The organism is Nonomuraea helvata, from assembly GCF_039535785.1.
GTDB classification, from domain to species: Bacteria; Actinomycetota; Actinomycetes; order Streptosporangiales; family Streptosporangiaceae; genus Nonomuraea; species Nonomuraea helvata.
This window is the reverse complement of sequence record NZ_BAAAXV010000001.1, coordinates 2942901-2961382: the sequence shown is the minus strand read 5'-3', so window position 1 is coordinate 2961382 and position 18482 is coordinate 2942901. Positions and strand designations below refer to the sequence as shown.

The window sequence follows — 18482 nt, the reverse complement described above, 5'->3', positions numbered from 1 at the left end:
GATACATACGTGTTAGGTAGATGCATTCATGTTATGCACACCTGTAATCTGTAGGTCAACGGATAGCCACGTAACGCATTCGTAACACGGTGGGGAGGCGAGGCGGTGCGGCCTCATCTGCTGGCGCTCCTGGCTAAAGAGCCGGCTCACGGCTACGAGCTCAAGCAGGCGCTGGAGCAGACGTTCGGCAGTGCCTACCCTTCTCCCAACATCGGCCAGATCTACGTCACGCTCGGCAGGCTGGAGAAGGACGGCCTGATCAGGGCGGTGGACGTCGAGCAGTCCAACCGGCCCAACAAGAAGGTCTACTACCTGACGGCCAAGGGCCGCGAGGTGCTCACCGAGTGGGTGGACGAGCCCACGGAGGGCCCCAGGGTGCGCGACGAGTTCTTCATGAAGCTCGTGCTCGCCCCCCTCACCGGCATCGCCGACCGGATGGCGCTGATCAGCCGGCAGCGCCGTCACTACCTCTCGCTCATGAGCGATCTCAACGACCTCCTCGCCCGCACGCCGCCGACCGATCGGGTGGCGACGCTCCTCATCGAGGGCGCCATGCTTCACCTGCAGGCGGATCTTGACTGGCTGGAGCGTTGCCAGGAGGATCTGGCATGAGCACGGTTGTGAAAACGGTCAATCTGGTCAAAATCTACCAGGATGGCGCAGTGCCCGTGCCTGCCGTGCGTGGTGTGGACCTGCAGGTGGAGCCGGGTGAGTTCGTCGCGATCATGGGTCCTTCGGGCTCCGGGAAGTCCACGCTCGTCCACATGCTGGGCGGGCTCGACACCCGGACGAGCGGCGAGATCTGGCTCGACGGCAAGCGGGTCGACACGCTCTCCGAGAGCGCGTGGGCGCTGCTGCGGCGCAAGAAGGTCGGATTCGTCTTCCAGTTCTTCAACCTCGTCGCCAACATGACCGTCGGCGACAATGTCGAGCTGCCCGCGCTGCTGGCCGGGGTCTCGCCCAAGGTGGCCCGCGAGCGTAGGGAGAGCCTGCTCGGCGCGCTCAATCTCAGCGACCGGGCCGACGCCTCACCCGCCCAGCTGTCCGGCGGCGAGCAGCAGCGGGTCGCGCTCGCCAGGGCACTGGCCAACCAGCCGAGCGTGCTGCTGGCCGACGAGCCCACCGGCAACCTCGACAGCCGCAACACCCGCGACGTGCTCCGCCTGCTCGGCGACGTCCACAAGAAGGGGCAGACGATCGTCATGGTCACCCACGACGCCCGCGTGGCCAGCCTGGCCGACCGGGTGGTCTCCCTGTTCGACGGGGAGATCGTGGACGACGGCCGCATCGTGCGCAGGCGTACGGGCACCGCCGGCGAGGTGATCGACCTCCGATGAGTGCCACACTGGCGGGGAGCCGGTGGATCAAGGCCGACCTGCGGGCCAGGAAGGCTCAGGCGGTGCTGACCGTGCTGACCGTGGCCGGGATCGTGGCCGCGCTGATCACCGCGGCGACCCTGCTCGAGGACAGCACGAACCCGTGGCGGAGCCTGTTCGCCCAGACCGACGGAGCCCACGTCTGGCTCTACACCGACGACAGCCCCCAGGTGGCCCTGGGCGGCATCGACGGCGTGACGCAGGTGGCGGGGCCGTACCGGTCGGCGCCCGTGACGGTGGCGCAGGACGGCAAGAAGGAGCCCGCGGCGCTGCGCGCGATGCCCGCCACGCCGCCGCAGGTGGCGCACCCGGTGGTGGCCGAGGGCAGGTGGCTGGACGCCTCGCAGCCGGACGGCGTGGTCGTCGAGCGGTCCTTCGCGACCTCGCTGCGGCTCAGGATCGGCGCGCCCTTCACGATCATCGCGCTCAGCGGCAAGCGCCACACCCTGTACGTACGCGGCATAGCCGACTCCGCCGAGCAGGGCTTCTACCCGCAGTGGACGCCCGGCCTGGCCTACGTGCTGCCCGCCATGCTCGACCGGATCGAGCCCATGCTCGGCCACAGCGAGTGGGTGACCGGGCTGCGCCTGGCCGACCCCGACGCCACGAAGGTCGTCTCACAGCGCGTGGTCGTCATGCTGGAGGACAAGCTCCAGCGCGTCTACACCTGGCGCGAGGTCAGGGCCGCCATGGAGCTGGACAACCGGCTGCTGGGCACGCTGCTGGCGCTGTTCGGCGTGGTCGGGCTCGTGGCCGCCGCGCTCGCGCTGGCCAACGCCGCCGGCGGCCGGGTGCTGGGCCAGCTCCGCGACCTGGCCACGCTCAAGTCGATGGGCTTCACCAGGGGCCAGATCGCGCTGCTGCTCCTGGCCGAGCACGGCGCGCTCGGGCTGCTCGGCGTCGCGATCGGCGCCGTGGTGGGCTGGGGCGTGACGGCGGCGGTGCTGGGCGCGACGTCCGTGGCGCCCATCCCCGTGCTGGCCATCGTCGCGGGCACGGCCCTGATGGTGCTGGCCGCGGTCGGCGTGCCCGCGTGGCGCGGCGGCCGCACCCCGCCGATCCCCGCCGCGCCCGCCCTGCCGCCGCGCGGCCACCTGTCCAGGCTGGCCCGGCTGGCGCTGCTGGTACGCCTGCCGCCCGCGCTCGTCCTCGGCACCAGGGACGCCTTCACCAGGCGGGTGCCGGCGTTCCTGACGGCGTTCGGGCTGGCCGTCCCGATGATGATGATCACGATCGGGCTCGGCGTCTGGGCCACCCTGGACAACTTCGCCGACCACCCGGAGCAGGTCGGCCAGCACGCCAGCCTGTACGTCAGGCCGGGCAAGCTGGAGCCGGCCGCCGCCCAGCACATCGCCGAGTTCGACAAGGACGTGGCCAAGGTCTACCCGGGCACCGACGTGAACGCGCTGGCCCCCGGCGAGGGCCGCTCGATCCGCGTGCGGGCCATCGGCACCTCGACGGAGCCGTACCCGTTCCCCGTGGTCGAGGGCCGCATGTACGCCCGGCAGGGCGAGGCGGTGGCCGGTCAGGGCCTGCTCGACCTGCTGGGGGTGAAGATCGGCGACCGGGTGCGGCTGACCGTGGGCGGCACGCCGCTGATCGTCAGGATCGTCGGCAGGACCGTCGAGCCCGACCTCGACGGTGAAGTGATCTCGGTGGGGCTGGACAGCCTGGCGGCCAAGGACTCGGTGCCGCCCGAGTTCTACGCGCTGGCCCTCAAACCGGGCGCCGACAAGGCGGAGGTGCGCGGGCGGCTGCTGGCCGAGTCGGCGGAGGGCCTGGACGTCCAGTCCGCGGTCAACCCGGCGGACCGGCTGTCGGTGATCCGGGTGGTGATCGTGGCGCTGATCGCCGTGCTGCTGCTGATCGGCCTGGCCAACCTGCTCACCGCGAGCGCGCTCGGCCTGCGCGACCACGCGTTCGACCTGGCCGTGCTGAAAGCCATGGGGCTGACGCCGCGGCAGGTCATGGCCACGCTCGTGACGGGCACGGGGCTGCTGGTCGTGCTCGGGGTCGGCGTGGGCGCCGCGGCGGGCATGTCCGTCGTGACGGGGCTGATCGACCTGCAGGGCCACACGAGCGGCGTCGGCGCGGGCATCGGGCGGGCGCCCTCTGCCCTGACGCTGGTCGTCGCCGTCGTGGTGGCCGTGGGCACGGCCCTCGCGGTGGCGCTCATTCCCGCCCGCCGCGCGGCCCGTGCCCAGGTGCCGGTCACTTCCCGCTGAGAGAGTTCTCGTTCTTCTTCAGCGCGAACCAGTAGAAGCCGTGCCCCGGCAGCGTGAGCAGGTACGGCAGCTGACCGATCGGCGGGAACTGCACGCCGCCCCGCGCCTCGACCGGGACCATGCCCTCGAACCTGCGCAGGTCCAGCTCGACCGGCTGCGGGAACTTCGACAGGTTGTTCACGCACAGCATGATGTCGTCGCGGTCCTCGCGGACGAAGGTGAGCACGGCCGGGTTCGAGGACCACATTTCCGTGTACGCCCCCACGCCGAACACCGGGTGCTTGCGCCGGATCTCCAGCATCTTGCGGGTGAAGTGGAGCAGCGAGCCTTCGTGGCGCTGCTGGGCCTCCACGTTGACCGCCTGGAAGCCGTAGATCGGGTCCATGACCGCGGGCAGGTAGAGCCGCCCCGGGTCGGCCGAGGAGAACCCGGCGTTGCGGTCAGGGCTCCACTGCATCGGCGTGCGGACCGAGTCGCGGTCCTCCAGCCAGATGTTGTCGCCCATGCCGATCTCGTCGCCGTAGTACATGACCGGCGAACCGGGCAGGCTGAGCAGCAGCGCGGTGAACAGCTCGATCCGGTCGCGGTCGTTGTCGAGCAGCGGGGCGAGCCGCCGGCGGATGCCCAGGTAGGCCCGCATGCGCGGGTCCTTGGCGTACTCCTTGTGCATGTAGTCGCGCTCTTCCTCGCTCACCGTCTCGAGCGTCAGCTCGTCGTGGTTACGCAGGAAGATGCCCCACTGCGCCTTCTCCGGCAGCTTGGGCGTGCGCGACATGATCTCGGAGATCGGCTCGCGGGTCTCCTTCTTGACCGACATGTAGATGCGCGGCATGAGAGGGAAGTGGAAGGCCATGTGGCATTCGTCGCCCCCCGTGGTGGGGTCGCCGAAGTACTCCACCACGTCCTCGGGCCAGCCGTTGGCCTCGGCCAGCAGCACCCGGTCGGGGTAGAGCCGGTCCACCTCGGCCCGGACCTTCTTCAGGTACGCGTGCGTCTCCGGCAGCCCGGAGCACGCCGTGCCCTCGCGCTCGAACAGGTAGGGAACCGCGTCCAGCCGGAAACCGTCGATGCCCAGGTCCAGCCAGAACCGCAGGACCTCCAGCATGGCCTCCTGCACCGCCGGGTTGTCATAGTTCAGGTCCGGCTGGTGGTGGAAGAAACGGTGCCAGTAGTACTGCTTGCGCACCGGGTCGTAGGTCCAGTTGGACTCCTCGGCGCCAATGAAGATCACCGGCGCGTCAGGGTAGCCCGTGGGATGGTCGGACCACACGTAGAAGTCGCCGTACGGACCCTCGGGGTCGTGCCGGGACGCCTGGAACCAGGGGTGGCGATCGCTGGTGTGGTTCATCACGAGGTCGGTGATGATCCGCAGGCCACGCTCGTGTGCCTTCTCGATCAGCGCCACGAAATCGCCCAGGTCGCCGAAGTCCGGGAGGATCTTCATGTAGTCCGAGATGTCGTAACCGCCGTCACGCAGCGGCGACTCGTACAGCGGCAACAGCCACAGGCAGTCCACCCCGAGCCACTCGAGATAGCCGAGCTTCTCGGTGAGACCGCGAAGGTCGCCGGTGCCGTCGCCGTTGGAGTCCTTGAACCCCCGGACGAGAACCTCGTAGAACACCGCCCGCTTGTACCAGGCTGGATCCTCCGAGACGAACGCCTCGGAGATCGGCTCCGGCATTGGGGATGCGTTGATCATATGTCGCTCACAGGAAGAGATGTGGGCAGGACGAAGTCACCGGTTACCCCGGCGTTTATCTGGTGACCGCGCCGCGTGGAGTCGTCATCCCTGCGAACCCCACTGCCCTTGAACGAGACCTGATTTGTGATCTGGTGCCCGTTTGTGCGGCGCTTACGGGCCGAACACTACCAGCCCGGTGGCTTTCCGGAACCCGCTTCTGCTGTGCCGGGGTTAATACCCACGAGATCCGTACGTAATCGCCCTGTTACCGTGAGTTCAACTAAAAAGGTGGGGCAAGGTCGGAGACGTCGTTCTCGAAGTCACTGAGCCAGAGCCCGAAGAGCACCAATCCCCGTACCCAGAAGCGGTCGTTCCACCCATTGAACCTGGTCAGAGCGTCGGGCCCGCCCGCGATCACCTCGTGCAGCTCCTCCGACAGCAGCCCAGGCACCCGCCTCATCACCGTCTCCAGCATGCGGTGCGCATAATTTCGGGCGGGGGCGGCCGTGGACCGCAGCGGCACCCTCTGGAGGGGCTGCTTGACCACGTTGGTGGAGGGCAGCGCGGCCACCCGCGGGTGGGCCGCGTGGAGCACCTCGCGGTAGAAGCGGCCCTTGTCCTTGCGCGCCACGCCGACCGAGAGCGCGGCGTCGAAGAAGCGGGGGTCGATGAACGGCGCCGCGAACGACGCCTCGGGCCCCACCAGGTTGACCGCCGAGCGGGCGATGCCCCGCACGGTCCGGGTGTGCAGCACCGAGAGCGGCAGTTCGGCCCGGTGCCCGTGGAGCATGGAGGTGGCGGCCGCGAACTGCTCGCGCACGGCCTCCTCCATCCACTGGGCGGCGGCCTTGGACAGGAACGGCTGCGATGGCGCACCCAGCGACAGCGAGCCCAGCACGGCCGCGGAGCGCTCCGCCTGCGACCTGGCCTCCAGCGCGGCCCCGCTGACCATGAAGTTCTTCAGCAGCGGACCGCCCGCCAGGCCGTCGACGAGGATCCGGCCCGCGCCGTGCACCTCCTTGGCGAAGGGCGCGTACCAGGCGTGGTGGGGCGTGAGGTACTCGAGCCTGCGGGCCACCTCGACCGCGTCGTCCGGATAGTCGGCGGCGTCCTGGGTGATCACCCGGTGCGGGATGCCCAGCTCCCTGGTGATCGATCGGGCGAACGCGATGTCGGTGTCGGTGCCGTCGTCGGGGCTGGTCGTCCACGACTCGACGTCCATCCCGCGGGCCTTGGCCACGCTGGCGAGCAGCCGCGAGTCGTAGCCGCCGCTGACCGGGACGAGCAGCTTGCGCCCGTCGTAGTCCTCGTAGACCTCGTGCAGCAGCTCGACGATCTCGCGGGGGCTGATCCACGACTCGTACGGCTCCGTGCGCAGCCAGCGGGGCAGCCTGCGCTCGGCCGCGACCCGGCCGTGCCGCCACACCAGCGCGCTCGACCCCGGCAGCCGCTTGACCTCGGCGTACGGCGTCGCCTCGCCCAGCGGGAAGGTCACCTGGATGATCGAGGCCCACGCCGACCAGTCGATCTCGATCGGCACCAGGCTGAGCAGCGGCTGGATCAGCGACGAGAAGTAGACCGCGTCGCCGTGGCGCACGTAGTAGACGTCCACGAGCCCCAGGGCGCCCGTGTGGAGCGTGACGTGCTCGCCGTCGCCGATCAGCCCGGGGGTCTCGTACGTCTCGGCCACCGCCATCCAGTCGTCGGCCCCGGCCGGCTTGCGCTCGCCCCAGGAGAACGCGTACGCGTTCCCCGCACGGTGGTAGGGCGGCAGCGGCGCGGAGCTGAACAGCGCGGCCTGCGGCGACTGCAGAGCCGGGAGGACCCGCGGGCCGGCGGCGGTCAGCTTGCCGAGCATGGCGGTGTCGATCCGGCCGAGAGCGCCGCAGACGTAGGGTCGCACGTTGAACTGCACCGGATCTCATCCCTTCGAGACGCTTGCGGCAAAAGAGTATCCTTTGCCGGGCTGAGGGAGCGGAGGGCCGTGAGCGAGCGTAGCGAGGGAACAAGTAAACGCAGCGTCCTGGTCGCCAGGCCGACGAAGGAGGCCTGGTGACCACGGAGCTAGAGAGCACGCGTAAGGCGCTGCGGGATGCCGTCGCGCAGGCCGAGCGCGCGGCCGAGCTGGCCAGGCTGCTGGACGCCGCCCAGGCCAAGCTGGCCGACGCCGAGCAGAGCGTCCAGGAGGCCAGGTCCCTGGCCGAGCGGCTGAGCGAGGCCGAGGAGCGGCTCGCGGCCGAGGAGGCGACCGCCGACAAGCTCCGCAAGGAGCTGGCCGAGCAGCGTTTCCAGGCCGAGGTCGCCAACTGGAAGCTGTCCTCGATCAAGGTCGCCCGCTGGAACCGCCTCGGCGACGCTCTCAAGAGCGGCAAGAGCAACCCGGTGCGGCTGGCCAAGGGGCTCAAGGGCGCCGCCAAGCCCGTCAAGCGGCCCACCGCGCCCACGCGACGGCCGCCCGCGCCCGTCAAGCCGAAGGACGAGCGCCCGGGGGCCGGGTTCCAGGCCACCAGCACCACCAGGACGGTCGGGGGCGCCTCGTTCAAGCTCAAGCCCTTCCGGGTGCCGACGGGGCCCAACACCCGGCCGCACCTGACGGCGGCGGTGATCGCCGACCCGCACGTCGAGGCGCTGCTGCGCTACGAGTGGCGGCAGACGACCGGCTTCACGCCCCGCGACTTCGCCAGGGTGCTCCCGCTGGAGGTGCCCCACCTGCTGGTGGTCGAGTCCGTCACGCAGGGACCGTGGGCCGAGGAGATCACCGGCGAGCCGGGCGAGGGGCTCAGGGCGCTGCTCGCCTGGTGCGCCGAGCGCGGCATCCGCACCGTCTTCTGGCACACGCAGGGTGACGTGGCCGCGTACGCCGCGGCGGCCGAGCTGTTCGAGCACCGGTTCACGACCGATCTCACGGTGGCCTGGCCGCGGCTGCAGTTCGGGATCCAGCCCAGGGTGCACAATCCGCTGCCGCTCTCCAGCGGGCGCATCGACCGGGTGCTCACGCTCGACCAGCTCCTGCCCGGACACTTGATCTACCCCGACGTGCTGACGTCCTACCGGTGGCCGGCCGGGGTGGAATGCCCGCCCGGCACGCCCCAGTGGCGGCTGGCCGAGCTCGCCGCCTGTGGCACGTCCATCGGCGCCGACCCCGACACCCGGCGGGCGCACGCGGCCCTGCGGCGGGCGTACCAGATGGGCACGATGACCGAGCGCGTCGACGAACTGCTGGACGCGATCGGCCTGCCCAGCGCCCGTGCCACGCTCAACATCTCGGTCCTGCTGCCGGTCACGGACCCGCACCTGATGGAGCACGCGCTGGCGCAGGTCGCCAAGCAGTCCGGGGTCGACCAGCTGATCATCATCGGGCCGCCGGAGTCGGAGCAGCGGGCCCGCGACCTGCTGCCGGACGTGGAGGTCGTCCACCGGCTCCCGCATCCGACGACGACCGTGGGCGCGATGCTCGGCGCCGGCATCGACCTGTGCGAGGCCGACCTGGTGGCGGTCATGGACCCGCGCGACGTGTACGGCGCGCACTACCTGACCGACCTCAAGCGGGCCTTCCTCTTCGGCACCGCCGACATCGTGGGCAAAGCCGCCTTCTACGCCCACCTGCGCAAGTCCCAGGCCACGCTGATCAAGCAGCCGGACGCTGAGTACACGTACGTCCCCGAGATCGTCGGCGCCACCCTCCTCGCCCGCAGGAACGCGCTGCGTGAGATCGGCTTCGCCGACCTCACCGACGGGTGGGACGAGGTGCTCATGCGGCAGTGCCGCACGGACGGGATCAAGGTGTTCTCGGCCGACCGGTTCGGCTACGTACGGGTGCGCGACGAGGACCCCGCGCTGCTGGGTGCGGCCCAGCTGGTCGAGTACGGCTCGGCGGAGCCCCACGCGCTCATCTAAAGTCGTGGTGTGATCGCACGGGAGCTGGCCGGCGTGCTGGGGGAGCCGCCCGCGCCGGAGGGCTCGTGGGAGCGGGAGGCGGTGTACGTCTCCGCGGCGGCCCTGCGGCGGCGGCTGCCCGCACACGCGCTCGCCGACCGGGTGCGGGCGGTGCCCGGGGTGGCCGGCGTGGAGGTGCGGGGCGACGGCCTCCTGCGGATCACCGTGGCGGTGCCCGGCATGCTGCTGGAGTCGATGGAGCCCGCCGACCTCCCGGAGCCGGCCTGGCCGGACTTCCCCCGCACATGGGACAACCCCGGGTTCGTGGTGCGCTACGGGCATGCGCGGGCCTGTGCGGTGCTCCGCTGGGCGCGGGAGCTCGGGGTGGCGGCCGAGGGTTTCAGGGGCGAACTGCTTGACGATCCGTACGACCGGCAGGTGCTGCGGGTGCTGGCCGAGATCCCGGGGCGGATGGTCAGCAGGCAGCCGGGGTGGGAGGCGTACCTGGTGCGGCTGGCGCTGGCCTATCACGACGCGCACGAGCGCGCGCCCGCCGTGCCGGTCGGCGACGAGCCGCCGGGGCCGGTGCACACGGCGCGGGTGCGGCTGGCGGAGGCCGTACGGAATGTGCTGCCCGGACCCGAGCGAATGTGAGCAGAAAATATCCGGCCAAATGGCGAAAAATCGTAAAAATATCCCTTGTGGAGCTTGATCGCGTCTCGATACGTGGTCAGTGGGTCATGGCTTACTTGCGGTTCCGATAGCCTCGATCGGGTGAGCCGATTCGTCCATCCCGCCGGGGACCGGCATGCCGAGATGCTGCCCCACGAGCGCCCGCCGGTGGCGCCCGCAGACCTCAACCGGATCAACCCCGCGATCTGGCCGCGAACGTCGACCCGGACCGATGGCGCGCTCACTGTCGGCGGCGTGGACGTGCGCGATCTGGCCCGCGAGCACGGCACGCCGCTCTACGTGCTCGACGAGGCCGACGTGCGCTCGCGCATGCGCGACTACGCCACGGCCTTCGCCGGCTCCGAGGTCCACTACGCGGGCAAGGCGTTCCTGTGCAAGGAGATCGTGCGCTGGCTCCACGACGAGGGCCTCGGGCTCGACGTGGCCAGCAGCGGCGAGCTGGCGGTCGCGCTCAGCGTCGGGTTCCCGCCGGAGCGCATCACGATGCACGGCAACAACAAGTCGCTCGCCGAGCTGACCAGGGCCCTCGAGGCCGGGGTCGGGCACATCGTGGCCGACTCGTACGAGGAGATCGCCAGGCTCGGCTACCTCGCCGAGCAGCTGGGCAAGCGGCCCAAGGTGATGATCCGGGTGACCACCGGGGTCGAGGCGCACACGCACGAGTTCATCGCGACGGCGCACGACGACCAGAAGTTCGGGCTGTCGCTCAACACCGGGGCGGCCGCCGAGGCCGTGCGCCGCGTCCTCGCCCTCCCGCAGCTCGAGCTGGTCGGGCTCCACTCGCACATCGGGTCCCAGATCGTCGACACGGCCGGGTTCGAGGTGGCCGCCAGGCGCCTGACCGCGCTGCTCGTGGAGATCAAGGAGGAGCACGGCGTCGTGCTCCCCGAGCTCGACCTCGGCGGCGGCTACGGCATCGCCTACGTCGAGGGCGACGAGGCGCCCGACATCAAGGAGCTGGCCGACGGCCTGCGCGAGATCGTCACCAAGGTGTGCACGGACGCCGGTCTGCCCGTGCCCAGGCTGACCGTGGAGCCGGGGCGCACCGTCGTCGGCTCCGGGGGCATCACCCTCTACGAGGTCGGCACCATCAAGGACGTCGAGGGCCTGCGCACGTACGTGAGCGTCGACGGCGGCATGAGCGACAACGTGCGCACCGCGCTCTACGGCGCCGAATACACCGCCGTGCTCGCCAGCCGCGAGAGCGCCGCCGAGCCGATGCTCAGCCGCCTGGTCGGCAAGCACTGCGAGAGCGGCGACATCCTCGTGCGCGACTGCCACCTGCCCGCCGACCTCGCGCCCGGCGACCTGATCGCGGTGGCCGCGACGGGCGCCTACTGCCGCTCGCTGGCCAGCAACTACAACTACCTGCCCAAGCCCGCCGTGGTCGCCGTCTCCGGTGGCGAGTCGCGCGTGATCGTGCGGGGCGAGACTGAGGACGACCTGTTGAGGGGGCAGCTGTGAAACCGCTGAAGGTGGCCCTCCTGGGCTGCGGCGTCGTCGGCACGCAGGTCATCAGGCTCATGCACGACCAGGCCGCCGACCTCGCCGCGCGCATCGGCGCCCCGCTGGAGCTGGCCGGGGTCGCGGTGCGCCGGCTCGGCCGCAAGCGTGACGTGGAGATCGATCCCGCGCTGTTCACGACCGACGCCGAGGCGCTGGTCACGCGCGACGACGTCGACATCGTCATCGAGGTCATCGGCGGCATCGAGCCCGCCCGCACGCTGATCGTCTCGGCCCTGTCCAGGGGCAAGTCCGTGGTCACGGCCAACAAGGCGCTGCTGGCCGAGGACGGCGCCACCCTGCACGAGGCCGCGCGGAAGGGCAACGGCGACCTCTACTTCGAGGCCAGCGTGGCCGGCGCCATCCCGCTGCTGCGCCCCCTGCGCGAGTCGCTGGCCGGCGACCACGTCAAGCGGGTGCTCGGCATCGTGAACGGCACCACCAACTACATCCTCGACAAGATGGACACGACCGGAGCGTCCTTCACCGACGCCCTGGAGGAGGCCCAGACCCTCGGCTACGCGGAGGCCGACCCGACGGCCGACGTCGAGGGCTTCGACGCCGCCGCCAAGGCCGCCATCCTGGCCGGCCTCGCCTTCCACAGCCGCGTCACGGCCGCCGACGTGCACCGGGAGGGCATCACCGAGATCACCGCCACCGACGTGGCCTCGGCCAAGGCCATGGGCTACGTCATCAAGCTGCTGGCCATCTGCGCCCGCTCGGACGACGGCCGCTCGTTCGGGGTGCGGGTGCACCCGGCGATGATCCCGCGGACGCATCCGCTGGCCGGGGTGCGGGAGGCGTACAACGCGGTCTTCGTGGAGGCGGAGTCGGCGGGGCAGCTCATGTTCTACGGCAAGGGGGCGGGCGGCGCGCCCACGGCCTCCGCCGTCCTGGGCGACCTGGTGGCCGTCGCCAGAAACCGCCTGGCGGGCACGCGCGGGCCGGAGGAGTCGACGTACGCGGACCTGTCGGCCCACCCCATGGGCGACACGGTCACGCGCTGCCACGTGGCTCTCGACGTGGCCGACAAGCCGGGCGTGCTGGCGCGGGTGGCCGAGCTGTTCGCCAAGCACGACGTGTCGATCCAGACGGTGCGCCAGGAGGGGCACGGCGACGACGCCCAGCTCGTCATCGTCACCCACCGCGCCACCGACGCGGCGCTGTCGGCGACCATGGAGGAGCTGCGGGACCTCGACATCGTACGCGCCGTGGCCAGCGTGATGCGCGTCGAGGGCGACGACTAGGCGTCGGGGAAGGCCAGGCCGCGGACCTTGCGGACGGCTCTCTTGAGCACCGTGCGGTTCTGGGCGCGGGCGAGGCGGACCGCCTCCCTGCGCCACGACTCGGCCTTCCCGCGCCAGCGGGCCGCGTCCCTGCCGTTCTTGCCCGCCTCCCGCCGCAGCTGCGCGACCTCCGCCCGTAGCGCGGCCACGCGCTTGCGGTAGAGCGCGATCTCCTTGTCGTGGGCGGCCGCGAGCCGGTCGAGCTCCGGGACCGGCTTCCTGCGCGGCGGATAGACGGTGGGACGGCGGGTGAAGCCCCAGCTCTCCCCGTCCAGCCACTCCAGACCGAAGAGGGCGTCGACGAGGTCGTCCCAGTCGTCGTCCGGTGCGGCCACCAGCGCGGCCCGGGAGTGTGCCGCCGTACGGTCCAGGCGGGCGGTCGTGACGCCCGCCGCCGTCTCTTCCAGGGCCACGCTGAGGGCGCCCAGGTCGTGCTCCTCCATGTGGGCCACCAGGCGTTCCACCGTGTCCTTCGAGAGCACCCAGCCAGGCGGGACCGAGAGCCGGAACGGAGGCGTGCCCTCGAGGGGCGTGGCCAGGTGGACGCGGGGGTCGTGGGCGAAGTTCGCGTGGATGAGGCGCAGGTCGAGGTACGGGTCGGCGAGCGGGGAGCGGCGTCCGTCGTCCAGCGCGTCCCAGGGGCCGGGGACGGTGACCCTGATGTCCGGGAGCGAGCTCGCCAGGAGGGCGTCGACCGTGGCCCGGACGTCCTCGTACGAGCCCGCCTGCACCGTCGCGTCCACGTACGGCACCAGCCACTGGCGGCCGGCGCCGGTACGCAGGTAGCGGCGGTAGGGGACCCGGTCGGCGATGTACGGGTCGTTGTACCGCTTCAGCGCCGCGAAGTCGCGCATCGCCGTCGGGAGCCCGATGTGCCACGCACGCGACTCCGGGTCCGGCACGAACACCGCGCCCGCCTGGGTGAGGCGGTAGCCCAGCTCCGTGTCCTCGGCCAGCACCAGGGACGTGTCCATGCCGCCGATCGAGCGCAGCAGGGCGGCCGGGTAGGACACCGTGGCGCCCACGTGGACGCGGGTGGCCAGCGAGCTCGAGGCGGTGCGCAGGCCGTCGTGGTCGTGGATGATCCGCTCGGCCCAGTCGTGGCGGTGCGGCGCGAGGGGGAAGAGCTCGCCCTCCTTCCCCGTCTCCAGCGCCCGGCGTACCTGCTCCTGCGTCGGGAGGTCGGTGGCGGCGGTGAAGTCGATCCAGCCCAGCGCCACCACGTACGGAGCCAGGTGGTGCCAGCGGAGCTGGGCCTCCACGTGCCGCCGGTGCGGGACCATGTCGGAGTCCAGGACGAACACGACCTCGCCTGTCGCGGCGTCCAGGCCCGCCTGCACGGCCCAGGCCCGGCCCCAGCCGCCGGGCGGGCTGGACATCAGCGTGGTCTTCGCCGGGACGATCTCGGGGAGGCGGAGCGGGGTGGTGCTGCCGTCGTCCACGACGATGACGTCGATGAGGTGCTCGGGATAGCTCTGGGCGGAGAGGGCGGCCAGGGCGAGGTCCAGCGTCTCCTGGCGGTCGTGGACCGGGATGACGACGGTGACGGTGAGCGTGGGCTCCCATTCGCCCAGCGCGGGCGGGGTGAGAACACTGAAGTCGTTGCGCCGGATGCGTGGAATGCCTGTCATGGGGTCCCGTCCATGGCCATGAGGGCGTTCGGGCGGAAGCCGCGCCACTGCTGCCTGTTGCGCTGCAGGAACGTCCCGATCGGCTCCTGCCACGTGTGGTTGGCCGCCGGGCCCCTGCGCAGGATGTAGCCGAGCCCGTGCGTACGGTAGATCTGCCCGCCGGCCGCCTGCAGGGCCTCCTGGAACTGCGTGTCCACCGAGCGCCGCAGCGGCCTGAACCCGCCCACCGCCTGGAACGCCGACCGCTCCACCAGGATCGTCCCTCCGGCGACGAAGCTGGTGATCTGCTCGGTCACCTGCTTGCGGTGCACGGTGACGTCGATGGACGACAGGTACACGAACTCCGGCACCGTGCCGACCACCTGGGCGCCCGAGTACGAATGCGCCAGCAGCAGGTCGGACAGGAAGTCGGGGCCGTACCAGTCGTCGTCGTCCATCTTCAGCAGGAACGACCCCGAGGCCCGCGCGGCCGCGTCGTTCAGCACCTCGCCGAACACGGCCTGCTGGTCGGCCTCGAGCACGGTCAGCGGGCTCTCGAACGCGTCGATCGCCTTCGCCACGTCCGGGTGGTCCTTGGGGACGCCGTGCAGGGCGAGGACCACCTCGAGCTGCGCGCCGCGCTGGAGGGCGACCTGGTCGAGCGCGAACGACACCATGTCGGTACGGCGGGTCGCCAGCAGGACCGAGGTGAGCGGGGGAGCGGGCGCGGGGGCGCCGAGCTGCTCCCATCGTGCGGCGACGCCGTGGGTGCGGAGCGCGGCGCGGCGCAGGCGGATGCTGTGCTCCTCGCGCCGCAGGTCGTCCGCGAGGTCCGGGCAGCGCTCGATGAGCCCGATGATCTCGTCGCCCAGCGCGCCCGCCCAGCGCGGCACCGTCTGCGCACGCAGCGGCACCCCGGCGGCGGCCAGTCCGGCCAGCACCCGTACGGCGGCCAGCGGACCGCTGTGCGCGTGCCGCCAGTCCACCTCGATGCCGCGGATCTGCCGCAACCTGGCCACGTCCGCGTCCGTGACACCGCCCGACTCGGCGAACGACGTCACGACCTTTCCGTCCAGCACCACCGACCAGCGGCCGTCCCGCTCGGCCAGCGACGCCATGCCGCGTGACGGGGTGGTGACGAAACCCTGGGGGTTCACGAGCCGTTCGTCCACGGGCGGGATCATGGACGGCTCGCCCAGCACGTCGGGGTCGGTCAGCGGCGAGTCGCCCATACCGGGGCGGCCCAGGCGCTCCCAGCTCGCGGCCCGCAGCGTCGGGCGCTCGATGGGCGTCTGGTCCCCGGCCCACTCGACGACCTCGTCGTCACCGGGCTCGGCGCCGTCGGCGTGCGACGCGTCGCCGGCACCGTCGGCGCGCGATGCGTCCCCGGCGTGGTCAGCCGCCACCGCAGCACCCACGCTCCCGGCCGTCGCCGCGACGCGCGCGCTCCCGGCCGATGCGGCCTGGTCGGCGTCGAACGCGTGCTCCACCGACGGGTGCCCGAGCGTCCTGAGCACCACGTCGCTGCCCGGCGCGCCCACCCGCTCCGGCACCGGCCCCGTGATCTCGGCCGGGGTCGCGTTCGGGTCGCCGGGACGCCAGTCCGCCGCCCCGACGCCCGCGATCGCCGCCGCGGGTGCCGCGATGACGTCGAGGCGGTGTCCCGCGAACGCCCGCGCCGTCGCCGTCACGGTACGGCCCGCGGGCGTGGACGCGGAGAAACGGGCATCGACCACCCAGACCCGGTTCTTGGGCTGGTACACCCGCAGATCGGTCAGAGACCGCCACCGGTGCGCGGGCGTCGGCATGGGCACCGGCGCCGGGTGAGAGGCCGGCGTGTCCAGTACGGCCACCACCACCCGCCCGGCCGGCGGCAACAGCTTGTGCAGCGTGGCGATCCTGCGCAGGTCGGCCGGCGTCCTGGCCAGCACCAGAACCTCGCCCGCCTGCTCCGGCTCGGCCGACGGCTCCAGCAGGTCCCGATCGAGGTCCAGGACGTCCCGGGACGTGTCGGCGTAGATTGGGGCGACGTCGTCGATCCCGGCGAAGAAGACGCGCGCCCCGCGCAGCTCCGCCAGCAACTGCCGGATCATCCGGCGCTCCGCAGGAGTCTGATCAGCGAGCTCAACCCGCCACGGCCATTCCGATCACCGGCCCGATCACCGGACCGGTCGTCGGCAGGAGGCTCGGCGGACAGCCGCTCAACCTCGGCCGCGAGCCGCTGCACCTCCGCGCGCAGCTTCTTGACCTCCGCCAGCCGCTCCCCGGCCAGCGCCCGCCATTTCGCCGGGTCTCCGGCCAGCGGCTCGGCCTCCTCCGCCACCGCGAGGCCGTACTCGGCCCCGCTGACCCACTCGGATCCGAACATCTCGTCCACCAGGTCATCGGCCGCGCCCTCGAACAGGGCGGCACGGGCGAAGGCCGCCGTGCGCTCCAGGCGGGCGGTCGCGACTCCGGACGCGCCCTCCGACAGCGCGACGCTGACCAGGCCGAGCAGGTCGCGGTCCGCGTGGCGTACCAGCCTGGAAAGGGTGTCGGCGCCCAGCACCCATCCGGCGGGCACGCTGAGCAGGAAGGGGGCCGGCGAGGCAGAGGGGGGTACGCTCTCCGCGAACGACACCCGAGGCTCATGGGCGTAGAGATTGTGGAGCAGGCGCAGGTCGAGGAGGGGGTCGTCCAGGTTGGAGCGGCGCTCGTCCGTCAGCTTGTCCCAGGGACCGACGAGCGTCACGGCCGCGTCGGTGAGGGTGCCCGCGAGGGCCGAGTCCACGGTCGCCCGCGTCTCCTCGTAGGCGGTCGCCGCCACCACGACCCGCACGTACGGCACCCGCCAGTGCCGCCGGGGATGGCTGCGCAGCCAGCGCAGGTCGGGGATGAGGTCCCCGAGGTAGGACCAGTTGTGCCGGTGCACCTCCTTCTCCCGCAGCATCACGGTGGAGGGCCCGACATGCCACGCCCTGGCCTCGGCGTCGGGGATGAACACCGCTCCCGCCTGGGCCAGCCGCCAGCCGAGCTCGGTGTCCTCGGCCATGTTCAGGGAAGTGTCCACGCCGCCCGCCGCACGCAGCAGATCGGCTCGTACGGACGAGGACGCGCCCGTGTGCAGCAGATACGCGCTCGCGCCGGCGTCCTTGAGCCGCCTGGAGGACTCCAGGGTCTTGGCCGTGTACTCGGACTGGACGCCCTCCTCGCCCGGCTGCTCCACGAACCGGGTTTCCCCGATCACCACCGCGTGGTCGATCAGGTGGTGCCAGCGCATGTGCGCCTCGATGTGGTCGTCCGAGAGGAGCATGTCGGAGTCGAGCCAGTGGATCACGTCCCCGGTGGCCGCGAGCTGCCCCGTCTGCCGGGCGGCGCCGCGCCCCCACCCGTCGGCGACCCGTACGACCCGTGCGCCCGGCACGTCGAGCGGGGGTTCGCTCCCGTCGTCCGCGACCACCACTTCCATGAGTTCGGCCGGGTACGTCTGCCGCGCGAGCGCCGGGACCGTCCGCCCCAGCGCCTCCGCGCAGTTGTAGGCCGGGATGACCACCGAGACCCGCAGCGAGGGCTCCCACGCCCCCAGCGCGGGCGGCCGCAGCCCCCCGTAGTCGTTGTGCCTGATCCGCGTCATACGGAGTCCCTGGCCAGCGCGCGAACCTCGTCGCGCAGCTCCTCCACCTCTCGCGCCCGGGCCATGGCGTTCACCCGGTCCTCCCCGAGCGAGGCCAGGATCGCGCCCAGGTCGTCGGCCCGCCGCGCGGCCGAGTCCTCGACGGCCTGCACCAGGACGTCCAGCCTGGTCTCGATCTTCTTCAGCGCGGTGGTGGTCCGTGCCAGCTCCGCCTCGTACTTCTTGATCCGCAGGTCGATCCGGTGCGCCTTGCCGTCGAGGCGGCGCACGGTGAGCGTGAGAAACGCGAGAGCCGCCAGCGCGACCAGGAAGGCCACCGTGGCCGCGGCCGCGCCGAGGGTGATCAGGTCGGCGATGACGAGCAGGGCGAGCACACCGACGGCCAGAGCGGCAAGGATTGCGGCGGTCGCCGCCAGTCGGCGGGGCGAGAGCATCCGCGCATACCTTTCGTAGTTCAACGCTTGACGGACATCAGAGGCGTCACGGACAAGACGGGATTATTGACACCTTAATAAACACCGATCCCTACCGTGCCACAGGTTCCTGGAGGAAAACTGAGAATGATCTCCTCTTCACCTGCGGCGCAGGGGCTGCCGAATGTGGTGGACGGGTCTACTTG

The 18482-nt window shown here is 71.5% G+C and carries 13 protein-coding genes; 7 read left to right on the top strand and 6 right to left on the bottom strand.

The window, feature by feature from the left end; genetic code table 11:
- The first annotated feature begins 105 nt into the window (after nt 1-105).
- The 3 genes from ABD830_RS13720 to ABD830_RS13710 are packed head-to-tail and all read left to right on the top strand — an operon-like array spanning nt 106 to nt 3601.
- The gene (locus tag ABD830_RS13720; protein WP_344987123.1) at nt 106-612 is read left to right on the top strand and encodes a PadR family transcriptional regulator; all 507 of its coding nucleotides are present in this window, start codon (nt 106-108) and stop codon (nt 610-612) included.
- Nucleotides 609-1337 (top strand): ABC transporter ATP-binding protein, encoded by a 729-nt coding sequence (locus ABD830_RS13715; RefSeq protein ID WP_344987122.1) that lies wholly within the window; start codon nt 609-611, stop codon nt 1335-1337. The genes ABD830_RS13720 and ABD830_RS13715 overlap by 4 nt, the downstream gene beginning before the upstream one ends.
- On the top strand, nt 1334-3601 hold the full coding sequence (locus ABD830_RS13710; RefSeq protein ID WP_344987121.1) for an ABC transporter permease: 2268 nt from the start codon (nt 1334-1336) through the stop codon (nt 3599-3601). Before ABD830_RS13715 ends, ABD830_RS13710 begins: the two co-directional genes overlap by 4 nt.
- On the opposite strand, the gene treS is transcribed toward ABD830_RS13710, so the two are convergent.
- Both treS and ABD830_RS13700 read right to left on the bottom strand, forming a co-directional pair.
- On the bottom strand, nt 3588-5282 hold the full coding sequence (treS, locus tag ABD830_RS13705; RefSeq protein ID WP_344987119.1) for a maltose alpha-D-glucosyltransferase: 1695 nt from the start codon (nt 5280-5282) through the stop codon (nt 3588-3590). The genes ABD830_RS13710 and treS overlap by 14 nt on opposite strands.
- 280 nt (nt 5283-5562) lie before the next feature.
- On the bottom strand, nt 5563-7197 hold the full coding sequence (locus ABD830_RS13700) for an asparagine synthetase B family protein (protein WP_344987118.1): 1635 nt from the start codon (nt 7195-7197) through the stop codon (nt 5563-5565).
- A gap of 137 nt (nt 7198-7334) precedes the next feature.
- Here ABD830_RS13700 and ABD830_RS13695 point away from each other — a divergent pair, with 137 nt between their 5' ends.
- From ABD830_RS13695 to ABD830_RS13680, 4 genes are all read left to right on the top strand, one after another.
- Nucleotides 7335-9179: a hypothetical protein gene (locus ABD830_RS13695; RefSeq protein WP_344987117.1), complete on the top strand. Its 1845-nt coding sequence runs from the start codon at nt 7335-7337 to the stop codon at nt 9177-9179.
- A gap of 9 nt (nt 9180-9188) precedes the next feature.
- Nucleotides 9189-9812 (top strand): anticodon-binding protein, encoded by a 624-nt coding sequence (locus tag ABD830_RS13690; protein ID WP_344987116.1) that lies wholly within the window; start codon nt 9189-9191, stop codon nt 9810-9812.
- 120 nt (nt 9813-9932) lie between these two features.
- On the top strand, nt 9933-11315 hold the full coding sequence (gene lysA / locus ABD830_RS13685; RefSeq protein WP_344987115.1) for a diaminopimelate decarboxylase: 1383 nt from the start codon (nt 9933-9935) through the stop codon (nt 11313-11315).
- Nucleotides 11312-12601, top strand: coding sequence for a homoserine dehydrogenase (locus tag ABD830_RS13680; RefSeq protein ID WP_344987114.1), 1290 nt, complete (start codon nt 11312-11314; stop codon nt 12599-12601). Before lysA ends, ABD830_RS13680 begins: the two co-directional genes overlap by 4 nt.
- Here ABD830_RS13680 and ABD830_RS13675 read toward each other — a convergent pair.
- The 4 genes from ABD830_RS13675 to ABD830_RS13660 are packed head-to-tail and all read right to left on the bottom strand — an operon-like array spanning nt 12598 to nt 18297.
- Complete coding sequence (locus ABD830_RS13675; protein ID WP_344987113.1) at nt 12598-14271, bottom strand: glycosyltransferase; 1674 nt, start codon at nt 14269-14271, stop codon at nt 12598-12600. The genes ABD830_RS13680 and ABD830_RS13675 overlap by 4 nt on opposite strands.
- On the bottom strand, nt 14268-16343 hold the full coding sequence (locus tag ABD830_RS13670) for a glycosyltransferase (RefSeq protein ID WP_344987112.1): 2076 nt from the start codon (nt 16341-16343) through the stop codon (nt 14268-14270). The genes ABD830_RS13675 and ABD830_RS13670 overlap by 4 nt, the downstream gene beginning before the upstream one ends.
- The gene (locus ABD830_RS13665) at nt 16340-17863 is read right to left on the bottom strand and encodes a glycosyltransferase family 2 protein (RefSeq protein ID WP_344987111.1); all 1524 of its coding nucleotides are present in this window, start codon (nt 17861-17863) and stop codon (nt 16340-16342) included. The genes ABD830_RS13670 and ABD830_RS13665 overlap by 4 nt, the downstream gene beginning before the upstream one ends.
- Complete coding sequence (locus tag ABD830_RS13660; RefSeq protein ID WP_344987110.1) at nt 17860-18297, bottom strand: hypothetical protein; 438 nt, start codon at nt 18295-18297, stop codon at nt 17860-17862. Before ABD830_RS13660 ends, ABD830_RS13665 begins: the two co-directional genes overlap by 4 nt.
- Nucleotides 18298-18482 lie beyond the last annotated feature (185 nt).

Bases quoted from the DNA above. Each gene is read 5' to 3' on its own strand.
- ABD830_RS13715 (WP_344987122.1), top strand. From the start codon at position 609: ATGAGCACGGTTGTGAAAACGGTCAATCTGGTCAAAATCTACCAGGAT.
- ABD830_RS13710 (WP_344987121.1), top strand. From the start codon at position 1,334: ATGAGTGCCACACTGGCGGGGAGCCGGTGGATCAAGGCCGACCTGCGG.
- treS (WP_344987119.1), bottom strand. From the start codon at position 5,282: ATGCCGGAGCCGATCTCCGAGGCGTTCGTCTCGGAGGATCCAGCCTGG.
- ABD830_RS13675 (WP_344987113.1), bottom strand. From the start codon at position 14,271: ATGACAGGCATTCCACGCATCCGGCGCAACGACTTCAGTGTTCTCACC.
- ABD830_RS13670 (WP_344987112.1), bottom strand. From the start codon at position 16,343: ATGATCCGGCAGTTGCTGGCGGAGCTGCGCGGGGCGCGCGTCTTCTTC.
- ABD830_RS13665 (WP_344987111.1), bottom strand. From the start codon at position 17,863: ATGACGCGGATCAGGCACAACGACTACGGGGGGCTGCGGCCGCCCGCG.
- ABD830_RS13660 (WP_344987110.1), bottom strand. From the start codon at position 18,297: ATGCTCTCGCCCCGCCGACTGGCGGCGACCGCCGCAATCCTTGCCGCT.